At 54.8% G+C, this 20052-nt stretch carries 19 protein-coding genes; 9 read left to right on the forward strand and 10 right to left on the reverse strand.

From position 1 onward, the window contains the following. Positions 1 to 38: 38 nt before the first annotated feature. From rhaD to rhaM, 7 genes are all read left to right on the forward strand, one after another. The gene (gene rhaD / locus AAIG26_RS21225; protein ID WP_020455917.1) at positions 39 to 869 is read left to right on the forward strand and encodes a rhamnulose-1-phosphate aldolase; all 831 of its coding nucleotides are present in this window, start codon (positions 39 to 41) and stop codon (positions 867 to 869) included. Positions 870 to 951: 82 nt separating this feature from the next. Then, the gene (gene rhaS, locus AAIG26_RS21230) at positions 952 to 1938 is read left to right on the forward strand and encodes a rhamnose ABC transporter substrate-binding protein (RefSeq protein WP_020455916.1); all 987 of its coding nucleotides are present in this window, start codon (positions 952 to 954) and stop codon (positions 1936 to 1938) included. A gap of 49 nt (positions 1939 to 1987) precedes the next feature. Then, positions 1988 to 3499, forward strand: a complete 1512-nt coding sequence (locus AAIG26_RS21235) for a sugar ABC transporter ATP-binding protein (RefSeq protein WP_045512373.1) — start codon at positions 1988 to 1990, stop codon at positions 3497 to 3499. Beyond that, positions 3499 to 4503, forward strand: coding sequence for an ABC transporter permease (locus tag AAIG26_RS21240; RefSeq protein ID WP_020455914.1), 1005 nt, complete (start codon positions 3499 to 3501; stop codon positions 4501 to 4503). Before AAIG26_RS21235 ends, AAIG26_RS21240 begins: the two co-directional genes overlap by 1 nt. Further along, positions 4500 to 5504 carry an ABC transporter permease gene (locus AAIG26_RS21245; protein ID WP_045512375.1) on the forward strand — a complete coding sequence of 335 codons (1005 nt, stop codon included), beginning with the start codon at positions 4500 to 4502 and terminating at the stop codon, positions 5502 to 5504. The genes AAIG26_RS21240 and AAIG26_RS21245 overlap by 4 nt, the downstream gene beginning before the upstream one ends. Positions 5505 to 5566: 62 nt before the next feature. Further along, positions 5567 to 6715: a lactaldehyde reductase gene (fucO, locus tag AAIG26_RS21250; protein WP_020455912.1), complete on the forward strand. Its 1149-nt coding sequence runs from the start codon at positions 5567 to 5569 to the stop codon at positions 6713 to 6715. Beyond that, on the forward strand, positions 6712 to 7026 hold the full coding sequence (gene rhaM / locus AAIG26_RS21255) for an L-rhamnose mutarotase (RefSeq protein WP_343181409.1): 315 nt from the start codon (positions 6712 to 6714) through the stop codon (positions 7024 to 7026). Before fucO ends, rhaM begins: the two co-directional genes overlap by 4 nt. Positions 7027 to 7056: 30 nt before the next feature. Here rhaM and AAIG26_RS21260 read toward each other — a convergent pair whose 3' ends face one another. The 6 genes from AAIG26_RS21260 to AAIG26_RS21285 form a co-directional block, all read right to left on the reverse strand. Further along, a complete protein-coding gene (locus AAIG26_RS21260; protein WP_343181411.1) occupies positions 7057 to 7800 on the reverse strand; it encodes a molecular chaperone in 744 nt (247 codons plus the stop codon). Then, positions 7797 to 9113, reverse strand: coding sequence for a fimbrial protein (locus AAIG26_RS21265; RefSeq protein WP_343181413.1), 1317 nt, complete (start codon positions 9111 to 9113; stop codon positions 7797 to 7799). The genes AAIG26_RS21260 and AAIG26_RS21265 overlap by 4 nt, the downstream gene beginning before the upstream one ends. A gap of 14 nt (positions 9114 to 9127) precedes the next feature. Next, on the reverse strand, positions 9128 to 11674 hold the full coding sequence (locus AAIG26_RS21270) for a fimbria/pilus outer membrane usher protein (protein WP_343181414.1): 2547 nt from the start codon (positions 11672 to 11674) through the stop codon (positions 9128 to 9130). Positions 11675 to 11712: 38 nt separating this feature from the next. After that, positions 11713 to 12444 carry a molecular chaperone gene (locus AAIG26_RS21275; RefSeq protein WP_343181415.1) on the reverse strand — a complete coding sequence of 244 codons (732 nt, stop codon included), beginning with the start codon at positions 12442 to 12444 and terminating at the stop codon, positions 11713 to 11715. A gap of 21 nt (positions 12445 to 12465) precedes the next feature. After that, the gene (locus AAIG26_RS21280; RefSeq protein WP_020455906.1) at positions 12466 to 13002 is read right to left on the reverse strand and encodes a fimbrial protein; all 537 of its coding nucleotides are present in this window, start codon (positions 13000 to 13002) and stop codon (positions 12466 to 12468) included. 415 nt (positions 13003 to 13417) lie between these two features. Continuing rightward, the gene (locus tag AAIG26_RS21285) at positions 13418 to 13966 is read right to left on the reverse strand and encodes an XRE family transcriptional regulator (RefSeq protein WP_044489536.1); all 549 of its coding nucleotides are present in this window, start codon (positions 13964 to 13966) and stop codon (positions 13418 to 13420) included. A gap of 101 nt (positions 13967 to 14067) precedes the next feature. Between AAIG26_RS21285 and AAIG26_RS21290 the strand changes: the two genes are divergently transcribed. Together AAIG26_RS21290 and AAIG26_RS21295 are read left to right on the forward strand one after the other, a co-directional pair. Continuing rightward, positions 14068 to 14730 (forward strand): AzlC family ABC transporter permease, encoded by a 663-nt coding sequence (locus AAIG26_RS21290; RefSeq protein ID WP_045512381.1) that lies wholly within the window; start codon positions 14068 to 14070, stop codon positions 14728 to 14730. Beyond that, a complete protein-coding gene (locus tag AAIG26_RS21295) occupies positions 14730 to 15053 on the forward strand; it encodes an AzlD domain-containing protein (RefSeq protein WP_017459679.1) in 324 nt (107 codons plus the stop codon). Before AAIG26_RS21290 ends, AAIG26_RS21295 begins: the two co-directional genes overlap by 1 nt. A 12-nt stretch (positions 15054 to 15065) precedes the next feature. Here AAIG26_RS21295 and AAIG26_RS21300 read toward each other — a convergent pair whose 3' ends face one another. Genes AAIG26_RS21300 through AAIG26_RS21315 form a run of 4 tightly spaced genes read right to left on the reverse strand, consistent with a single transcriptional unit; the run spans position 15066 to position 19799 of the window. Then, entirely contained in the window at positions 15066 to 16367 is a 1302-nt protein-coding gene (locus AAIG26_RS21300; protein WP_343181416.1) for an HlyD family efflux transporter periplasmic adaptor subunit, read from the reverse strand. Further along, a complete protein-coding gene (locus AAIG26_RS21305) occupies positions 16360 to 17826 on the reverse strand; it encodes a TolC family protein (protein WP_343181417.1) in 1467 nt (488 codons plus the stop codon). Before AAIG26_RS21305 ends, AAIG26_RS21300 begins: the two co-directional genes overlap by 8 nt. After that, the gene (locus AAIG26_RS21310) at positions 17819 to 19069 is read right to left on the reverse strand and encodes an ABC transporter permease (RefSeq protein WP_343181418.1); all 1251 of its coding nucleotides are present in this window, start codon (positions 19067 to 19069) and stop codon (positions 17819 to 17821) included. Before AAIG26_RS21310 ends, AAIG26_RS21305 begins: the two co-directional genes overlap by 8 nt. After that, positions 19062 to 19799, reverse strand: a complete 738-nt coding sequence (locus AAIG26_RS21315) for an ABC transporter ATP-binding protein (protein ID WP_240528456.1) — start codon at positions 19797 to 19799, stop codon at positions 19062 to 19064. Before AAIG26_RS21315 ends, AAIG26_RS21310 begins: the two co-directional genes overlap by 8 nt. Positions 19800 to 20052 lie beyond the last annotated feature (253 nt).

The raw sequence follows: 20052 nt of genomic DNA on the forward strand, positions 1-20052 counted from the left end.
CGCAGCGCTACCGGGCAATAAACGGGAAACAGAAGACTATGCAGACCATTACCGATTCCTGGTTCGTCCAGGGGATGATCAAAGCCACCTCGGACGCCTGGCTGAAAGGCTGGGATGAACGCAACGGCGGCAACCTGACGCTGCGCCTGGATGAGGCGGACATCACATCGTTCGCCGCTGATTTTCACCAGAAACCACGCTATATCGCCCTCAGCCAGCCGATGCCGCTGCTGGCTAACACGCCGTTTATCGTCACCGGCTCCGGCAAATTTTTCCGTAACGTGCAGCTCGATCCGGCAGCAAATTTAGGCGTAGTGAAAGTCGACAGCGACGGCGCGGGTTACCACATTCTGTGGGGACTGGAACATGAAGCGGTTCCGACGTCAGAGCTACCGGCGCACTTTTTGTCGCACTGCGAACGCATCAAAGCCACCGGCGGGAAAGACCGCGTGATCATGCACTGCCATGCCACCAATCTGATTGCGCTGACCTACGTGCTGGAAAACTCCGCCGATTTGATTACCCGCAAACTGTGGGAAGGCAGTACCGAGTGTCTGGTGGTGTTCCCGGATGGCGTTGGCATTCTGCCGTGGATGGTGCCAGGCACGGATGAAATCGGCCAGGCGACCGCCAAAGATATGCAGAAACATTCGCTGGTGCTGTGGCCTTTCCACGGCGTGTTCGGTAGCGGCCCGACGCTGGATGAAGCGTTTGGTCTGATCGACACCGCCGAGAAATCCGCCGAGGTGCTGGTAAAAATCTATTCGATGGGCGGTATGAAACAGACCATCACGCAGCAAGAGTTGATTGCGCTGGGTAAACGCTTTGGCGTGACGCCGCTGCAATCGGCATTAGATCTGTACCCATAACAACATCGCGCCCCGCTCACTGAGACGGGGCGAATCCTCACCTGCAAGCCCTACAAACACTAACTCTCGTGGAGTAAAAGCAATGAAAACAAAAGCAAGCTTAATCCTCACCGTTGCCATGCTGGCGTTGTCCGGTTCCGCTTTAGCTGAAGTAAAAATCGCCCTCGTGGCGAAATCTTTAGGTAATGGCTTTTTTGAAGCAGCAAACACCGGCGCACAGGAGGCAGCCAAAGAGCTAGGAGATGTCAAAGTGATCTACACCGGCCCGACCACCACCACGGCCGAAGCGCAGATCGAAGTGCTTAACGGGTTGATCGCCCAGGGGGTGGATGCGATCGCCATCTCCGCCAACGATCCCGATGCCGTGGTGCCGGTGCTGAAAAAAGCGATGCAGCGCGGCATTAAAGTGGTGTCATGGGATTCCGGCGTGGCGAAAGCCGGACGCCAGATCCACCTCAACCCCTCGAATAACGCGCTGATTGGCGAAACCAACGTCAAACTGGCCGCCGATGCGCTAAAAGCGCTGAATGTTGAAAAAGGCGATGTGGCGATTCTTAGCGCCACGCCCACCTCCACCAACCAGAATATCTGGATTGCGGAGATGAAAAAGGTATTGCCGAAGTACCCGTCGATTAACCTGGTGACTGTCGCTTATGGCGACGATCTCTCCGATAAGAGCTACCGCGAAGCGGTCGGCCTGCTGAAATCGTATCCGGACCTGAAAGTGATTGTTTCGCCATCGTCGGTCGGCATTGTCGCGGCGGCGCAAGCGGTAAAAGACCAGGGCAAGATTGGCAAAGTGTATGTCACCGGTTTAGGGCTGCCGTCTGAAATGGCGGGCGCGATCAAGTCCGGCGCGAGCAAAAGTTTCGCCATCTGGAACCCGATCGACCTCGGTTATGCCGCCACCTATTTAGCGGATGATCTGGTGAAAGGCACGGCGACCAAAGACGAAGCCAGCATGGGCAAACTCGGCAAGGTGAAACTCGACGCCGACGGTAACGGCGCGATGGCTGAGCCGTTTGTCTACGATGCCAGCAACATTGATAAGTTCTCGAAGATTTTCTGATCCCTTCCTGCCCTCTTTTGCGGGAGAGGGCAAAAACTGGAGAACTATCATGACGGCATCCACTCCTCTGCTGTCGCTCAAGGGCATCACCAAAGTTTTTCCCGGTGTGCGCGCCCTTGAGAACGTACAGCTCGATCTCTGGCCCGGCAAAGTCACCGCGTTGATCGGTGAAAACGGCGCGGGCAAATCCACGCTGGTCAAAGTGATGACCGGTATTTACCAGCCTGAAGAGGGCGAAATACTCTACAAAGCGATCCCCATTTCGCTCCCCACGCCCGAGTCGGCGCATAAAGTAGGGATCACCGCTATTCACCAGGAAACAGTGCTGTTTGACGAGTTATCGGTCACCGAAAATATCTTCGTTGGGCAGTATCTGTATAAAGGGCTGTTGAAAAAACTCGACTGGCCCGCCATGCACCAGCAAGCACAGGCGATCCTCACCCGACTGGAGGTGCAAATTGATCCGCGCGCGACGCTGAAAACATTGAGTATCGCCCAGCGCCACATGGTGGCGATTGCCCGTGCGCTCTCCTTTGAAGCGCAGGTGGTGATTCTGGACGAACCGACCGCCGCGCTCTCGCAGCATGAGATCCTGGAGTTCTACCAAATCGTTGAACGTCTGAAGCAGGAAGGCAAAGCGATCCTGTTTATCTCGCACAAGTTTGATGAAATTTTTGAGCTGGCGGATCACTACACCATTTTGCGCGACGGAGTGTATGTCGATTCCGGCGCCATCAATGACATCACCGAAGAGCGGATGGTGGCGATGATGGTCGGGCGCGCCATTAACCAGAGCTGGCCGAAAGTGGCCTGCACACCCGGCGAAACCGTGCTGGAAGTGCGCGATTTATGCCATCCCACGGAATTTGCCCATATCAACTTTTCGCTGCGCAAAGGCGAAATCCTCGGCTTTTACGGCCTGGTGGGTGCCGGGCGCACGGAACTGATGCAGGCACTTTCCGGCGTGTCGCGCCCCTCTTCTGGCGAGATCATCCTTAACGGGCGAACGGTGCATTTCCGCCAGCCTGCGGACGCTATCAACGCCGGGATTGTTTGCGTACCGGAAGAGCGGCAAAAACAGGGCGCGATCATTGAGCTGTCGATTGCCCAGAACATCAGCCTGCCGCAGCTCAGCAAACTCAATAGCAACGGCGTGCTTAACGAGGCCAAAGAGTGGGCGCTGGCGGATGAGTACGCCCGCCGTTTGCAGGTGAAAGCCTTTAGCTGGAAGCAGGCGGTGGAAACCCTCTCCGGCGGCAATCAGCAAAAAGTGGTGATCGGCAAATGGCTCGCCACCCATCCGGACGTGATCATCCTCGATGAACCAACAAAAGGCATCGATATCGGTTCGAAAGCCGCCGTACACCAGTTTATGTCGGAACTGGTAGCCCACGGTCTGGCTGTGATTATGGTCTCTTCTGAATTGCCGGAAGTGATGGGCATGGCCGATCGGGTGATCGTCATGCACGAAGGGCTGATGGTCGCCGAGTACCAGGCCGGTGAAGCGACGGCGGAAACCATCGTCAGCGCCGCCAGCGGTGCCGGGAAGGAGGCAGCATAATGTGGCAACAACTGCTTAAACATCGCGAAGCGTTGCTCGGCGGCGTGATTGTGCTACTGGTGCTTATCATCGGCAGCCGTGTCCCCTCGTTTATCAGCCCTGGCAACCTGGTGGAGATGTTCAACGACACCGCCATTCTGATCATTCTCGCCCTCGGGCAAATGATGGTGCTGCTCACCAAAGGTATCGACCTGTCGATGGCCGCCAACCTGGCGCTGACCGGCATGATTGTCGCGCTGATTAATTTCCATCACCCGGATGTGCCTGTCTGGTCGTTGCTGCTACTGGCAACGGTACTCGGACTGGTGATGGGCATCATCAATGGCCTGCTGGTATGGAAACTCGGTATCCCGGCAATTGTCGTCACGCTTGGCACCATGAGTATTTATCGCGGGATTATCTTTTTGCTCTCCGGCGGCGGCTGGGTGAACTCGAACCAGATGGGCGCGGATTTTCTCGGCCTGCCGCGAACTTCAGTGCTGGGTTTGCCGGTACTGAGCTGGTGCGCCATCGCCATATTGCTGCTGGTGGGCTACTTCCTGCGTTACAGCCGCACCGGACGAGCGCTCTATACCGCGGGCGGCAACGCCACGGCGGCGTATTACACCGGTATCAACGCCGGAAAGATGCAGTTTGTCAGCTTCTGCCTTTCTGGCGCACTGGCGGGCTTTTGCGGCTACTTGTGGATCTCGCGTTTTGCCGTGGCCTATGTCGACGTGGCTAACGGGTTCGAACTGCAAGTGGTTGCCGCCTGTGTGATTGGCGGCATCAGCACCATGGGCGGCACCGGGCGCGTGCTCGGCTGTTTATTCGGCGCGCTATTCCTCGGCGTTATCAATAACGCACTGCCGGTAATTGGCATTTCGCCGTTCTGGCAGATGGCGATTTCCGGCACGGTGATTGTGATTGCGGTACTGCTCAACGAGCGCGGTAACAAACGCAAAGGCCGCCTGATCCTGCGTGACGCGGCGCTGGCACGACAAAAACAGGCGGTGAAACCATGAGCAAAATATTGACTTCTGAGCCCGTGAAAAATACCCCTGCCGCGACACCGTTCTTTAAGCGCTTGTTGTGCTGGGAAGGGTTTTTACTGGCGGTGACGCTGGCAGTGTTTGTGGTGAACGCCCTTGCATCGCCCTATTTTCTCAACATCTGGAATCTTTCCGACGCGACATTCAACTTCACCGAAAAAGCGATCATCGTGTTGCCAATGGCGATGCTGATCATTGCCCGCGAAATTGACCTCTCTGTCGCCGCCACCATCGCGCTCAGCTCAACGGCGATGGGCTTTTGCGCCCAGGCGGGTATGGATACGCCGCTGCTGGTGTGCGTCGGCTTGAGCGTTGGGCTGCTGTGCGGAGTGTTCAACGGCATTCTGGTGACTCGCTTTAACCTCTCTTCAATTGTGATCACCATCGGCACCATGAGCCTGTATCGCGGCATTACTTACATTCTGCTCGGCGATCAGGCACTTAACACCTGGCCTGCGAGTTTTGCGTGGTTTGGTCAGGGCTACGTGTGGGGCGCACTGTCGTTTGAGTTTGCCTTGTTCATCGTGCTGGCGTTGCTGTTCGCTTTTCTGCTGCACAAAACCAACTTTGGCCGCCGCACGTACGCCATCGGCAATAACCCGACCGGCGCGTGGTATTCCGGCATCAATGTGAAACGCCACAACCTGATCCTCTTCGCGCTGGTGGGGCTGATGGCGGGTCTGGCCTCGGTGCTGCTGACATCGCGTTTGGGCAGCACGCGCCCGACGATTGCGCTGGGCTGGGAGCTTTCAGTGGTGACGATGGCGGTGCTCGGCGGCGTCAACATTCTTGGCGGTTCCGGCAGCATGGTCGGCGTGATTATCGCCGCCTTCCTGATGGGGCTGGTGACCTTTGGCCTGAGCCTGCTCAATGTGCCGGGCATTGTGATGTCGATTATCGTCGGCGCGATGCTGATTGTGGTGATTTCGCTGCCGATCATCACCCGCCGCATGATGCAGCGCAGGCGTTTATGAATCCCTCCGGCGACAGGGCGTTTCGTCGCCGGTAAAAATCAAAGAAAATAAAGGAGTTATGTATGAGCTTTATGTTAGCACTACCCAAAATCAGCCTGCATGGCGCGGGCGCTATCGGCGATATGGTCAAAATGGTGGCGAACAAACAGTGGGGAAAAGCGCTGATTGTCACCGACGGGCAACTGGTCAAACTGGGTCTGCTGGACAGCCTGTTTGCCGCGCTGAAAGCGCATCACATGCCATATCACCTGTTTGATGACGTGTTCCCGAACCCAACGGAAGCGCTGGTACAACAAGGCTATGCGGCGTATCAAAACGCCGCCTGCGATTACATTATCGCCTTCGGCGGCGGCAGCCCGATCGATACCGCCAAAGGGGTGAAAATCCTCACCGCTAACCCTGGCCCGTCGACCGCCTATTCCGGCGTCGGCAAAGTGAAAAACCCCGGTGTGCCGCTGGTCGCCATCAATACCACCGCCGGTACGGCGGCGGAGATGACCAGTAACGCGGTGATCATTGATTCCGCGCGGCAGGTGAAAGAAGTGATTATCGACCCGAACATTATTCCTGATATCGCCGTCGATGATGCCAGCGTGATGCTGGAGATCCCCGCTTCTGTTACCGCCGCAACCGGCATGGATGCGCTGACCCACGCCGTTGAAGCGTATGTCTCGGTGGGTGCGCACCCGTTGACCGACGCCAACGCGCTGGAAGCGATTCGCTTAATTAACCTGTGGCTGCCAAAGGCGGTTGATGACGGCCACAACCTCGAAGCGCGTGAGCAAATGGCGTACGGCCAGTATCTTGCCGGCATGGCTTTTAACAGCGCCGGGCTTGGTCTGGTTCATGCGTTAGCGCACCAGCCGGGTGCCACGCACAATTTACCGCACGGCGTATGCAATGCCATCTTGTTGCCAGTCATCGAAAACTTTAACCGCCCGAACGCCGTCGCCCGTTTTGCCCGCGTGGCGCAGGCGATGGGTGTCGACACCAAAGGAATGAGCGATGAAACCGCCAGCATGGAAGCCATCAATGCGATCCGCGCCCTGAGTGCGCGCGTCGGTATTCCTTCTGGTTTCAGCAAACTCGGCGTTACCAAAGCGGATATCGAAGGCTGGCTGGATAAAGCGCTCGCCGATCCGTGCGCACCGTGCAACCCGCGAACCGCCAGCCGGGACGAAGTCCGCGAGCTTTATCTGGAGGCATTATGATCCGTAAAGCCTTTGTGATGCAGGTAAATCCCGATGCACACGAAGAGTATGAACGCCGCCACAACCCGATCTGGCCGGAACTGGAAGCGGCGCTGAAAGCAGGCGGGGCGCACCATTACGCCATTTTTCTCGATAAACAGCGCAACCTGTTGTTCGCCACCGTTGAGATTGAATCGGAAGCGCGCTGGAACGCGGTCGCGAATACGGAAGTGTGCCAGCGCTGGTGGAAATATATGCGTGATGTAATGCCCGCTAACCCGGACAACAGCCCGGTCAGCGCGGAATTAAAAGAAGTGTTCTACCAGGAGTAAGCGGTTAGCCCCCTTCGCAACGGAGGGGGATTAACGAACGGGAAATGTCTGTTCGGCAACCCGGCCGCTATCATCAATCAATTTGGCCTGGATACGCAGCGGTAAAACCGTGGGCTGCAGGTCTTTTGCAACCACGGTGTATCGCTTCTCGCCGTAGGGCGCCACCATCATGTCCGGCTGCTGCTCCACGGCGTAGGTTTTTTCGCCGTGGAGTAACGATAATCCGGCAAATGAGACATGCCACGGCGAGGCGTTATGGCAGACAATTTCCATGCTTTTACCGCTGTTTGCCACACTGAAACGGATTTTTTTCGCCATATCCACCGGCGCGCCAAGCCCTTTTGGCCGCCAGAAGATTTTCATTTGTGTGTTCATCGTCAGGATCACGCTGCGTGCGTCTGGCGCTGAGGTGGATGATTTTGGCGGCATCTCATAAAGGTTGAGCCAAAAAACCGACTCCCGATCCTTTGGCAGCATTTGCTGGTTATACAACAGCCGCAACCCTTGCATCCCTTTGGGTTCGAGTGAAAACAGCGTCGGAACCGCCACAAACGGCGCTTTAAAGCGGGCGGGCGCATCGACATCCGCGTCGCCGTTATCGACCCAGGTTTGCACCATCACCGGCCAGCTGTTGGTGTTGACCAGCATCAGGCTTTGCTGGGTCTGTCCTTCGTTAAAAATCACCCGCGTCGAGGCGGCGATAAGCCCGGCGCGGGTGGAAAAGGCGGACATCAACAAAGCAGTGAGCAGCGCGATGGCAAGTCGGGTTCTCATTGGACTTTCACCAGCACTTCGGCACTGGCATCAACCTTACCCGCCGTGACCGTTTCGCCCGCGATACGCGTCAGATAAGCATTGAAATTCACCACATATTCATTGATCGCGGTTGAGCCGTTATTCGTCACTTGCGTCGCGCCATCACGCACCGGGTACCAGCCGCCATTGCCGCCGGGTTGGCAGGTTGCGGCCTGGCAGCGAGACCAGCCAATAAAATTACGCAGCACACCGTCATTGCTGTTGGCTATCTGAACTCCCACTCCGCTGGCGTAACCCGGTTGACCATATTTTTCGGAAAGCAGATGGCTCACACCGCCTGACGCATTCACCAGATTAAGCTGCTGCGCAGTCAGATAACTTTCATAGGGCACTTGCAGTCCCATTGCCGTCATCCCCTGTGTTTCACCGCTTGTCGACTGACCTTCACAGAGAATGTGCACGTTAAAGTTGCTCTGAGCGGTTTGGCCGTTATTCAGATCGCTCACGGAAATCGTGGGGAAAAACACCACCGGCGTGACGCTTTTCGCCACACAGGTGGGTATCGATACCAGGTTGGCGGGGTGACCCGTAGAAATGCCCATATTAATGGCCATCCAGTTATCTAAATACCAGCCATCAAAGGTGTAAGCAGAATCTCCAGAATCACAGTACGCATCTGGGCTGCCCGGCGAGCAAAAAGAGACATAACCGTTGGGCTGGTTGCAGCTATAACTGCCGGAGGTTAATTGCGACGCACGACCGCAATAATTAAAGGGCGCACCTGTAGAGGTTGTCCCGCTCACCCGAATCAGATCCGCGCGGATAGGGCTAAAATCTTTAACCCGAATATAGATCTGCGTACCATCCGGTGAGACCAGGTAATTTTTCATCGGGATACGCTGATATTGGCGCGTAAACACCGTGCCTGAATTCAGATGCGTCAACCGTAACGCAACATGCGCAAACAGCGTGCCGAAGTAGTTGGGAAAACCATCGTCTTTCCCTAAATCATAAAAACCGCTGTTACGATCGTCGCCGTTAGTGGCGATGATTTCGAAGATATTGTCTTTATCTGCAATATCGCACACCCACAACACGCTATCCGGGCCTTTGTAACGCGGGTTCTGCGAGAACGTCACGATATTGGAGCCCAGAGGGGAACCTATCGGTTGGATTTCAAGGCTGGAAACGTTAATAGTTCCCATCGCCAGGCCAAGGCCATAGTCATCTAATTCGGTACGGACAAAATCCGGGCCTTTTTTACACAGCGCGTTCGCGGACAAACTGGTTAATAAAAGAATATTCAGCAAAATGATGCGTATAAATGGCATAAAAACTCCGTTGCTTAACGACATGGCAAGCTCATCAGAAGCAGAGGTTTGCGTGGCGGCGTAATACGCCACGAGATATGGCAGATTTCCTGAGCGTTATTTCCCCACTGAACGCGCAACGTTCCGTTATCGTCACTCGAACGCAGGTAAATTTGATTAGCCTGACCGACCATGCCGACGTAATTGCCGTAGCTGTCATAGACAGAGGAACCCATGGGGATCGGTGTATTGTGCTGCGGCTGCGCGGTGATAAGCATGGCCTGGCCGCTCAGCGTGTTAAAACGAACCCGCACCGTCGCGCCCGCATAAGGTGCAACACGCTGGAGTGACGTTTGCAGTTCCACATCTTCGCTCATATTGCGGGGATCGAGACCGATGTTATTGAACTGATAAGCCCCCAGCGACGGCGCAATCGCATAACCAAAGGAATCAATACGCGCACCCTGCCCACCAATCACTTCCGCACCTTTGGCGCCAGGTGCATCAACCAACACAAAACTGTCTCCCACCCAGTGACCGAGCGTCACGCCACCTCTATGCGCCACCAGGGCACCCTGAAGCGAGCCTGAAACTTGCCAGTAATTTTTCGAGGAGGACCATGAAAGACCCGTATTGGCATACGGGAAACTGCGCTGGAGTCCGCCCCCCCAAACAGATTGCTCACCTTTGCTATCGGTCGAGTAATTCAGGTTGTAGTTCAGTGGGTTCTTCTCGCCATACACCCCGCTCAGCGTCGATTGATAGCCACCATCGCGGCTATTACTACTGTTTGATCGGTTCGCGCTGGCCGACAAAATCGGGGCATAGCGTGTATTGCCAAGCGGCACGGAAACAGAGAGCGACCACATGGTCTGAATGCGATCACGCAGGAAAATCGTATGTTCGTTACCGTTGTTTTGCCATGGGGTACTGTTCATGCCAGGCACGACGTTATACGTCCTCGCAACCCCCAGATTCAGCGAGATGCCATGGTTGAAGGTTTTGCTCCAGTTGAACTGAAGTTGTTTGTCGCGCTTTTTACCGTCACGGTAATCCTGGGATGATGCAGAGAGGGTGATATCCCCTAGCATGCCAATGCGCTGACCGGCGGAAATCTCAATGCGGCTGCGTTGTTTCCAGCTTAATGACTGCCATTTTTGCCCATGATTGCGCGCTTCACGCGAACCCAGGGCGTCATAAAGTTCAGAATAACCTTCCGTTGAATACCTATAACCCGCCAGCGTAAATGAGGTGCCGGTACGCGGAATAAATTTGCTGTAGTTCGCGCGCAGCGTCCAGCCGCTCTTGTTACCTTCGCTGCCCATATTCGCTCGTGAGAACATACTGTTCAGACCAAATGCCCCGACCACGCTGCTGTAAACCGCCCCCAATGAATAGCTCATATAACCCGCGGCAAGCTGATTGCCGAGGTTGAGGGTGAGCGCGTTGGTCAGCCCCTGACGCCAGACCGCTTCGCTAAAGACATTGTTATCACCAACGTCGCGCGCTCGCCCCACGGTGAAAACGTAATCAGAAGCGCCTGAACGCATGGATTCAGCCAGCGCGGAGAAAGGCACGCTAAAGGTGTTTTCACTGCCGTCGGCCTCGCTGACAACAACGGTTAAATCCCCGGCAAAGTTGGTGGGATAGAGATCATTTATGGTGAACGGACCGGGGGCAACCGTGGTTTCGTATAGCGTGGTTTTGCCTTGCAGGATGGTCACTTTGGCATTGGTTTTGGCAATCCCACGCACGACGGGCGCATAGCCTCGCTGGGAATTCGGCAGCATTCGCGTATCCGATGAGATCTGGAAGCCGCGAAAACTCATGCCGGAGAAGAATTGCCCGTTGGTGTAGCCTTCGCCGATCAAGACTTCACTGCGTAACGGATAAATCGCACGCTGGATATAACGGCGGCTGGTGCTCCAGCGGCTGCCGCTATATTTGCTGTAACTAAAATTGGATTGCTGGCGATAACGCCATAGCCCCAAATTAATACCGCCATTGAAACTCAGCCAGGTTGAATCCATGCCGTCGGTATTACCCTGGCGCGACTTAACATGATACTGGTTAGCCATGTAGTTGAGAAATAACATGCTTTCCCCGGCGCTGAGGCTTGCTTCGCTTACGCTGCCACGGGGAACCGATTTCAATAACGCCTGCGGCGCGGTGAAATCCATCCGCAATTGCGCCATGTCATCTTTACGGGTGATACCGTTCAATACCTTATCATCTGGCCAATAACAGGATGGCGCAGCGTCGTCAGACAACGCATTAAAACCCAACGTTGTTAATAAATCATGGGGTAGACACGGTTCGATTTTTTTACCGCGGCGGGAAAATTCAATCTCGCGGTGGGTAGTAAATTTCCCATTAAGATAAATATCGAGAGAATGTCGGCCCGGCGTAATTAATTCATCCTTATTTAAGCGCAGGAGATCTTCATTAGATAACCCACTTCCCCTTAACAAGGACGCGTCAAAATAAAATTCATTATCTTTCGCCGATGCCGTCAACGATACAACAGAAATAAACCCTATGAGAATACGAAAGCATGAGGAGCGCAGATGCATCAGTACCATCCGAGTTGAATAATGTTTTATATTTCCGAGCGGAAGATTTATTTAACTAAAGAATACGACTTGCTAAATACTCCACCATAATCATTTAATGCATTAATCGTTAATTTATCCCCACCAGCAGTTGGGAGAGTCCACTGCGTAATGGAGCGTGGAGATATCATTCCCTTGAAGTTTATTGGATGTTTCTTTCCCCGTTCTTCAGTAAAAGCGCTAATCACAGAAATATGGTAAGCACTCGTATTATTCACTTCGACAGTTTGACCATGTAATGTCACTTTTACATTGTCGAGAGAATGGTTAGCATCTCCTGTAACCCCGTCGGGGCGGTAAAAAATTTTCAGTCGGCTTTTTATCAGCATGGTTAAACTGTTCTGCCCACGTTCAGATGTTTTCTTTGCCGGATATTGCAGAAAATTCAACCAAAAAAGAGATTCTCGATCCTGAGGAAGTTGTGCTCCGGTAAATTTCAGCCGTAATGTGTGTTCAGTAGCTGGATTAATACGGAAAATCGACGGCATCACAAGAAACGGCGCATCAGCCGTTTCCGGTGTCGACTGAGGATTATTTTTATCCGCCCAGACTTGCACTAAAACAGGTTCATTACCCGTATTAGTAAAAGCTAATCCCTTTTCTTTTATGTCAGCAGGATAAATAATGCGCGTCCCGACCATCGTCACACTGGCGCAAGCATTTCCGATAATAAAAAATAATAATGCTGTCAGTGATATATATTTCGACATACAGATATAAGCCGCATAGAAGCGCTGCATAATGCAGCGCTTTAAGAAAGATTATTGATAAGTCACAGCAAATTGCGCTTGTGCTTCAACAGCGCCAGGTGTTGCCTGCCCGGTCGCGTAATAACGTGCTGCCAGGTCATAGGTTACGGTAGTATTGGCCCCGCCGACAGATTGCGTCGAGGTTTGGGCTTTATTTCCCGTAAAGTCCATCGCATTCGAACCGTCCATCAGCTGAATCGCAACATTCGTTGCTGCTGAAGTGGTCGCGGTATTTTTCAAATTCGTACCATCAATATCGTTGGCAACAAAAACAATTCCGGCATTAGATGCTTGCGTGCCGCCACAGCCAGAAAGCGTTACGGTGAACGGCGTATCACCTGTCGTTGAACCGGAAGACGCTAATTGACTGTCACTGACGGTAGGTAAAAGTACAATCGGAGATGTGCTGCTACCATTAATATTGATATCACAGGTCTGTTCGCTAACTTCACCCATAAAACGCACGGTGTTATTTGATGTCGCGGCAAAAGCAGAACTGCTCAATGACAAAATAGCTGTTGCGGCAAAAATATTTACTAACTTGTGCATAAACTCGCCTCGCTCCTTATATTAACAACTCCAATGAATATGATTGATATATATCCAATCATTTTGATTTCGCGAGTAAATTACACTGGGATAATATTTATGTAAAGGTATTAAAAGAGAGCATTAAATGGAACCAAGCTATAACATACAAGCAATTGATAACATTGCTTTTAATATTCACAAAAGCAATACACCAATAAACAAAAAGCCATAAAAAACAGCGCGATACGTAATTAATTAACGACTTAAAAAGATCAATTAATTAATTAAAATAGGTATTTAATCAGAATATTCACCAGAAAAAATGAAGTGAAAAATCCCAAATAAAACACAAAAAGCAAAGGGAACAATTAAATTGTCCCACTCTCTGTTATCTTTATCCGTTTTTATTATTGCCGGGTGGAATTAAAGCGGGTTAATTTTGTTCAGCCACCAGAATAGCCTGTGTATCGGCTTCGAGTGCTTTAAAGATATGTTCTCTGTCCGCCGGATAACAAATGTAATCCCCTTCGCCTAACTCTTCTGGCGCTTCCGTCAGCCCGACCAGAGCCCGCCCTTGTGTCACAATAATGTGCTCCACTGAACCTGTCGGGTGAGGATGCGAGATCCGATCGGCGCCTGGCTGAGTCAGCAACAAGTAGATATCGCGTCGTGCACCGGGCGGGCAGGCAGCAAGCAATATCGCCTGGTAATTTGCCTCTTCGGCAATCACTTTCGTGCCTTCGCCACGACGAATAACCTGCGTGGTGGGTTTTTGCGGTTCCAGCAGGCGCGCAAAGGGAATGTCGAGCGCGACACACAGCGCCCAGAGCGTTTCCAGACTAGGATTACCGTTACCCGCTTCCAGTTGTGAAAGCGTGGATTTGGCGATACCCGCCCGGCGGGCAATCTCCGCCAGCGAAAGCCCGGTTCGCAGTCGCTCACGCACCAGACTTTTGGCAATGATGCTAATTGGCTGTGTCATAAACACCCCATTGTTCATTTAATCGAACGAATCGTTCTTGTTGAAAAACGATTCTGGTGTGTTCATTATAATGGATAAACGTTCGATATGGGTAAAGAGAGATGTTCACCAGACACTTCGCCTCGCTGAAGGGCGACACCGTAAAAGCTATTTTTCTGGTCTGCCTGGCCGTGGGCGTTGTCGGCGTCTCGTATGGATCGCTGGCCATGGCTTACGGCTTTCCTTTATGGGTGCCGCTGGCGCTCTCCACCCTGGTGCTGGCTGGCGCATCCGAGTTTATGTTTATCGGTATTGTCGCCAGCGGCGGCAATCCGCTGGCTGCGGCTCTGGCGGGTCTGTTAGTTAACGCTCGCCATATCCCTTTTGGCGTCACGGTGCGTGAGCTGGTAGGACAACGTGCGGCCACTTTTCTCGGCTGCCACATCATGAATGATGAAAGCGTCGTGTTCGGCTTATCACAATCCACCGCCGAGCAGCGTAAAGCTGCTTACTGGCTGTGCGGTTTAGGTGTCGCGTTATTGTGGCCCGCTGGCGTACTGGTAGGGGCAGCGGTGGGTAAATTGCTGCCCGCACCGGAAACCATCGGTCTGGATGCGGTTTTCCCGGCAATTTTGCTGGCGCTGGTATTGCCAGCGCTGAAAAAGCGCACCACGCTGATTCGCGCCTCGAGCGGCGCGGTACTGTCGCTCGCCGCCGTTCCTTTTGCGCCGGTGGGATTACCAGTGCTGCTCTCTTTACTTGGCTTACTGACGAGGAAGAAATAATGGCCAGCGTCGCGCTCATTATTGGCGGTATCGCCATCCTTTCTATCGGCACCTATTTGATGCGCCTTGGCGGCGCAAAACTCGGCAGCCGGCTGGCGCTTTCCGAGCATTCGCAGGCACTGCTGTCGGATGCGGCTACCACCCTGCTTTTCGCGGTCGCGCTGGCATCAATGCTCTATGAAGGCGGGCATTTCGCTGGCATGGCACGCGTACTGGGCGTGCTTTTCGCGCTGTTTCTCGCCTGGCGCAAAATGCCGCTGATTGTGGTGATCCTCTCCGCTGCGGTCGTCACCGCGCTGCTGCGCCTTGCCGGAATCGCATAAGAAACGGGTGTGTTAATGGATACTCACGGGAACAGGGTTAGCCGAACTGCCCTGCGCGCCCATTTCAACGCGTACTTCCCCCGCGTCAATCCCGTGGATTTCCACCCCCTGCGCCACCGCCTGCCCGATGGTGACCACCACTTTGCGCGGTGTCTCACCGGACGAGGCTCGCCAGAGCACCCAGCGCGCCCCGGATTGCGGATCGATATGTAACGCCTGAGCGGGCACCGCAATACCGTGTTCGTTTTGCCAGGTGATCACCGCCAGCCGGGCGCTCATTCCCAGCCGAATATCTTGCTGTAAATCCGCCAGCGGCGTATCTACCGACACAGTGACATCGTAATAAGCGCCCTGCGTCTCTGCCGCGCTGCTCTGAACGCCAATTTCGCGGATCTGCCCGCTGAGCGTTTTTCCGGCAAACCCTTCACCGGTGATGTTGACCGGCATCCCCTCTTTTAACTGGTGGAGATCCGCTTCCTCGACGCGGGTCACTACCTGCATCGTGTCCAGCCCCGTCACCGTCAATAACGCCGCGCCCTGGCTCACCGACAACCCCGGCTGGAGGGTAACCGGTTTACCGCTATCCGTTGCGACCGGGCGCATGATAAAACCGGCATAGGGCGCACGTAACGTTTGCCGTTCCACCTGCGCCTTCAGCGCAGCGTAGCGGGCCTGCGCATTTGTCAGTTCCATATCGGCAATTTTGCTGTCCTCGCCTTTACCCCGCGCTTCCATCGTTTGTAACTCTTCCTGCGCGGCAGCCAGATCCTGCTGCTGCGCTTGTGCCTGCTGCGCCAGCGCATCGACTTCCATACGGGCGACAATCCCGCGCTTAAAAAGCGCAGTAGTATCGCGAAGATTGGCCTGCGTATTGGAAAGCGTCGCGCGCGCAGTCTGCACCAGGCGTCTGGCGCGCGAAACATCCGGGCTGCTGCTCCAGTTGCGAAACAGCGCCACCTCTTTTTGCGCTTTCAAAAGCTCCGCCTGCGCCTGACGAAGTTGGATTTCAATCTGTCCGGGATCGAGCACTATCAGCACTTGCCCCTTTTCAACGCGTTGCCCTTCGTGAACCGCGATTTCGCGGATCACCCCGTCAAACGGCGCGGCAAGGGTTTGCTGGCGGGCCGCCTGGATACGCCCCACCAGCCCCAGTTGGTTTTCAAGCCGCTGCGGCTGAACCGGCAGCCAGATCTCCTGCGCAGCGCCACTCTCCGGTTCGCGTGCGACAACCCACCATAAGAGCGAGCCGCCAGCCACTACCGCAAGTGTCAGCAGTAAAAGCAGGCGTTGCTTTTGCATAAGAAATTTAATCATTGAGCGAAATATCCCAACTTTGCAGCGTGGTTCCCAGCGTTTGATCGAGCCCGGCCTGCGCATTCAAATAGCTGATAAGCGCATTTAGCCTGGCGTTTTCCGCGTTGCGAAGATCGTTTTCAAAGCTCAGCACCTGGAAGTTGCTGGAGCGGCCAGCGGTCAGTTTTTCCCGTTCAATTTCCAGTTTTCGGCGTGACAAATCCCGCGCGCGTTGGGCTATCTCAAACTGCCGCCAGCGGGTTCCCATATCGCGCACGGCGTTGGTTACGTCACGGTCAAGCTGCTGGTGCGCTTCCGCCAGCTGGATTTGCTGGTTCTTCACATTAACCTGCGCTTGCACTTCCGCCTGCCGGGCGGTCATGTCGCCGATAGGGATCTCCACCTGAACCCCAACATAGTTATCCCAGTTGCGCGCGCCATCACCTCGCGCCGCACGGTTACACTGCTGTGTCGCGCCGCCAACCAACGAAACATCCCACAGCCGGTCATTACGGGCGACGGCGAGGTTAATCGCAGCCTGTTCGCCAACAAGCAGCTGCGCCAGGTAAGCGGGCTGCGACGCCTCCGCCTGTTTCAGTGCGCGATCGGCCTGCACCTCGACAGGCTTTGCCTGTAGCGCTTCGGTCGCGACGATTGGCGCATGCAGATCCAACGCCAGCAGTTGCAACAGCGCCAGCCGCGCCATATCCACCCGGTTTCGCGCCTCTTCATGCGACAGCTCTTGTGAGGCCACTTCGGCTTCGGTTTGCACAATTTCAAACTCCGCCATGCGCCCGGCGCTGATCATCGCCTGGTTCACTTCCACCAACTGGCGCGCCCGCGCCAGCGAATCCTGAGCAATCTTTAACTGCTCCTGCGCCAGCAACAGATCGCGGTAAGCGGTGATAATTTGGGTGATCGTCTGCGAAACGGTGGACTTCAAATTCAGGCGGTTGATTTGCTCGGTCATCTGCGCAAGGCGAACCGGCGCGGTGGCAATATCTTTACCCGCGCCGCGCAGCAACGGCTGAATAACAGAAAAGTTCGCCCCGTCGTTGTGGGATAACCCCGCCACGTTGGCGTCGGTGTGCTGATATGTCCAGCCGAGGCTAACGCGCGTGCCGTACGGGGTGAGCAGCGTGGAACCCGGCGTCAGGTTTCCCTGCCGGTAGCGGTCGTCCTGGTTACGCGTGGAGAGATAATTGCCGGAGAGCACCAGTTTTGGCGTGAAGCGATCTTCGGCCACGCGCAGGTCAAATTTCTGCGCAACCCTGTCGAGATACGCGCTACGAATAGCGCGGTTATCACGCAGCCCGAGATAGATGGCATCGCTCAGTGTGAGATCGATACTGTCGCCTTTCAGGGCAATACGCGCCGTCTCGCCGTCTCGCGTGGCATGGGAAGGGTTCACCGGCATTTCAGCACGCGCCGGGCAAACAATCAGGCTTGCCAGTAACCACAGCCAGACATGTTTACGCATCGCGCAGCGCCTCCACCGGCTCCAGCCGGGACGCCGCCAGTGCGGGAGATAAGCCAAAAAACAGCCCGATAACAATGGCGCTGCCAATGCCCAGCGGCAACGCAGCGGCGGATAAGGCAAAATCAGACCAGCCGGAAAACCAGACAAACAGCCACGCCGCCGCCAACCCCGCCGCCGCGCCAAGCAGCGCGCCAACGGTGGCTAAGACAATCGCTTCCAGCAAAAAGAGCATCGCGATATCGCGCGGACGCGCGCCCAGCGCCATGCGCACACCAATCTCCCGGCGACGCTCCGACACATTCATCACCATCACATTCATCACGCCCACCCCGCCGACCAACAGCGAGATACCGCCAAGTCCGGCGAGCAACCAGGAAAACAGGCGCGACTGCTGCTCAATGCCTTCCAGCAACTGCTGAGGAACCTGCACATTGACCTCGAAGCCGGGCATTTTTTCGCTGAGCCACGCCTGTAGCCGGGGCGCGATGCGCTCCAGTTCTTCACCATTGCGACTGCGCACCGCTACGCCCGTTATTTGCGGAAAACTGATTACCCGGCGCATACCGGTAATCGGCAGCAAAATGGCATCATCCACGGAGACCGGAATGATCGGGTTTGGCCCTTGCGGGCGCAGAATACCGACTATCTCAAAGAGATAACCGTCAATCTGGATGCGGTCGCCGAGTAGTACAGGGCGGTCGGGCTGAGCCCATTGTGCGGCGACATTCGCCCCGAGAACGGCGTAGGTGCTCTGCGCATCAAAGCGGCTCAAAAAGCGGCCCTGTTCCAGTTGCAACCGCAGAACAGAAGGCAGTTCAGCGCCGCTTCCGACCAGCGTTGCCGCCGCCGTTCGGCCATTAAAACGTGCTTGCGTGTTACTGGGGACGAGCGCAGAGGCGGCGTCAATTTCCGGGATGCGTTGATGCAAGGTATCGATATCCAGATCGGCCGGCGCAACCAGTGGTTTTCGGCCGGAACCGACAGGCTGCTGAATGTTAGCCACCAGCAGCTCACTACCCATACCGCGAAAGATGCTCATCGCTTCACGTTCGGCGTTGTAGCCAATGTTGAGCAACGCCACCACCGCCGCGCAGCCCACCGCGATACCTAATAGCGCCAGCACCGCGCGGCGACCCAGCAGCCGCAGGTTATCCAGCGACTCCAGCAAAAGTTGCAGCCACGGCATTCCGTAGCGTGAAGGCTGAGACACGCGGACTGCAGCGGGCAGACGAAGATCAGACATGCGTTGCCTCGCTGATCCGCCCGTCAGCCACCTGAATACAGCGCGACATGCGGCGGGCAATGGAATTGTCATGCGTCACCAGCACCAGCGTGGTGCCGCTGTCGCGATTCAATGCCAGCAACAAGTCAATAATGTCAGCAGCGTTTTGGCTATCAAGATTACCGGTGGGTTCGTCGGCGAGCAGCAAAGCCGGTTCACCAACCAGCGCTCGGGCAATGGCCACACGCTGGCGCTGCCCGCCGGATAAATCCGCAGGACGGTGATGCGCGCGATCGCTTAAACCAACGCGCTGAAGCTGTTTGCGGGCAGCGTCCTGTGCCTCATGGCGCAGCACGCCGCGGTAGAGCAGCGGCAAAGCAACATTGTCCAGCGCGGTAAGCCGGGGCAGTAAATTGAAGCTCTGAAAGACAAAACCAATGATGTGATTACGCGCCGTCGCGCGGGCGTCTGCGCCACAGCGGGACATATCTTCGCCATGAAACATCACGCGCCCGGAAGTGGGCGTATCAAGCAATCCCAGCAGATTGAGCAGTGTGCTTTTCCCCGAGCCAGACGCGCCAACAATGGCGCAACTTTGCCCGGCGGGGATAGATAACGAAATGTTGTGCAGGATAGTCTGCCGCGCTGTACCGGCGGCGTAGGAATAGGTCACCGAATCCAGGCGTATCAAGTCAGCGCCAGATGTCGTGTGGTGAGTTTCGCTTATCCCTGAGTCGTGCAACCGTTCCATGTTTGCCAATAATTCATCCTGAAGAACACGGATATGGTGTGAACTACATATCACTATTAACGGCCAGAAAAACGAAAGCTTTAGCTTTTTTGCCATGGATTCATTTCAACCAAACCTACCAAAATTGACACCTAAAGAATTAACCACATCCGCCGATAGGTATTCCGTATACTTTACCCCGGATATTTAAATATTAAACAGCAATTAAGCCTCGCTTAATTTAAATAATAAACGTTGACAAAAATAAATATAT

It is taken from the genome of Kosakonia sp. PSU_27 (genome assembly GCF_039409795.1).
In the GTDB taxonomy this organism is placed as follows: domain Bacteria; phylum Pseudomonadota; class Gammaproteobacteria; order Enterobacterales; family Enterobacteriaceae; genus Kosakonia.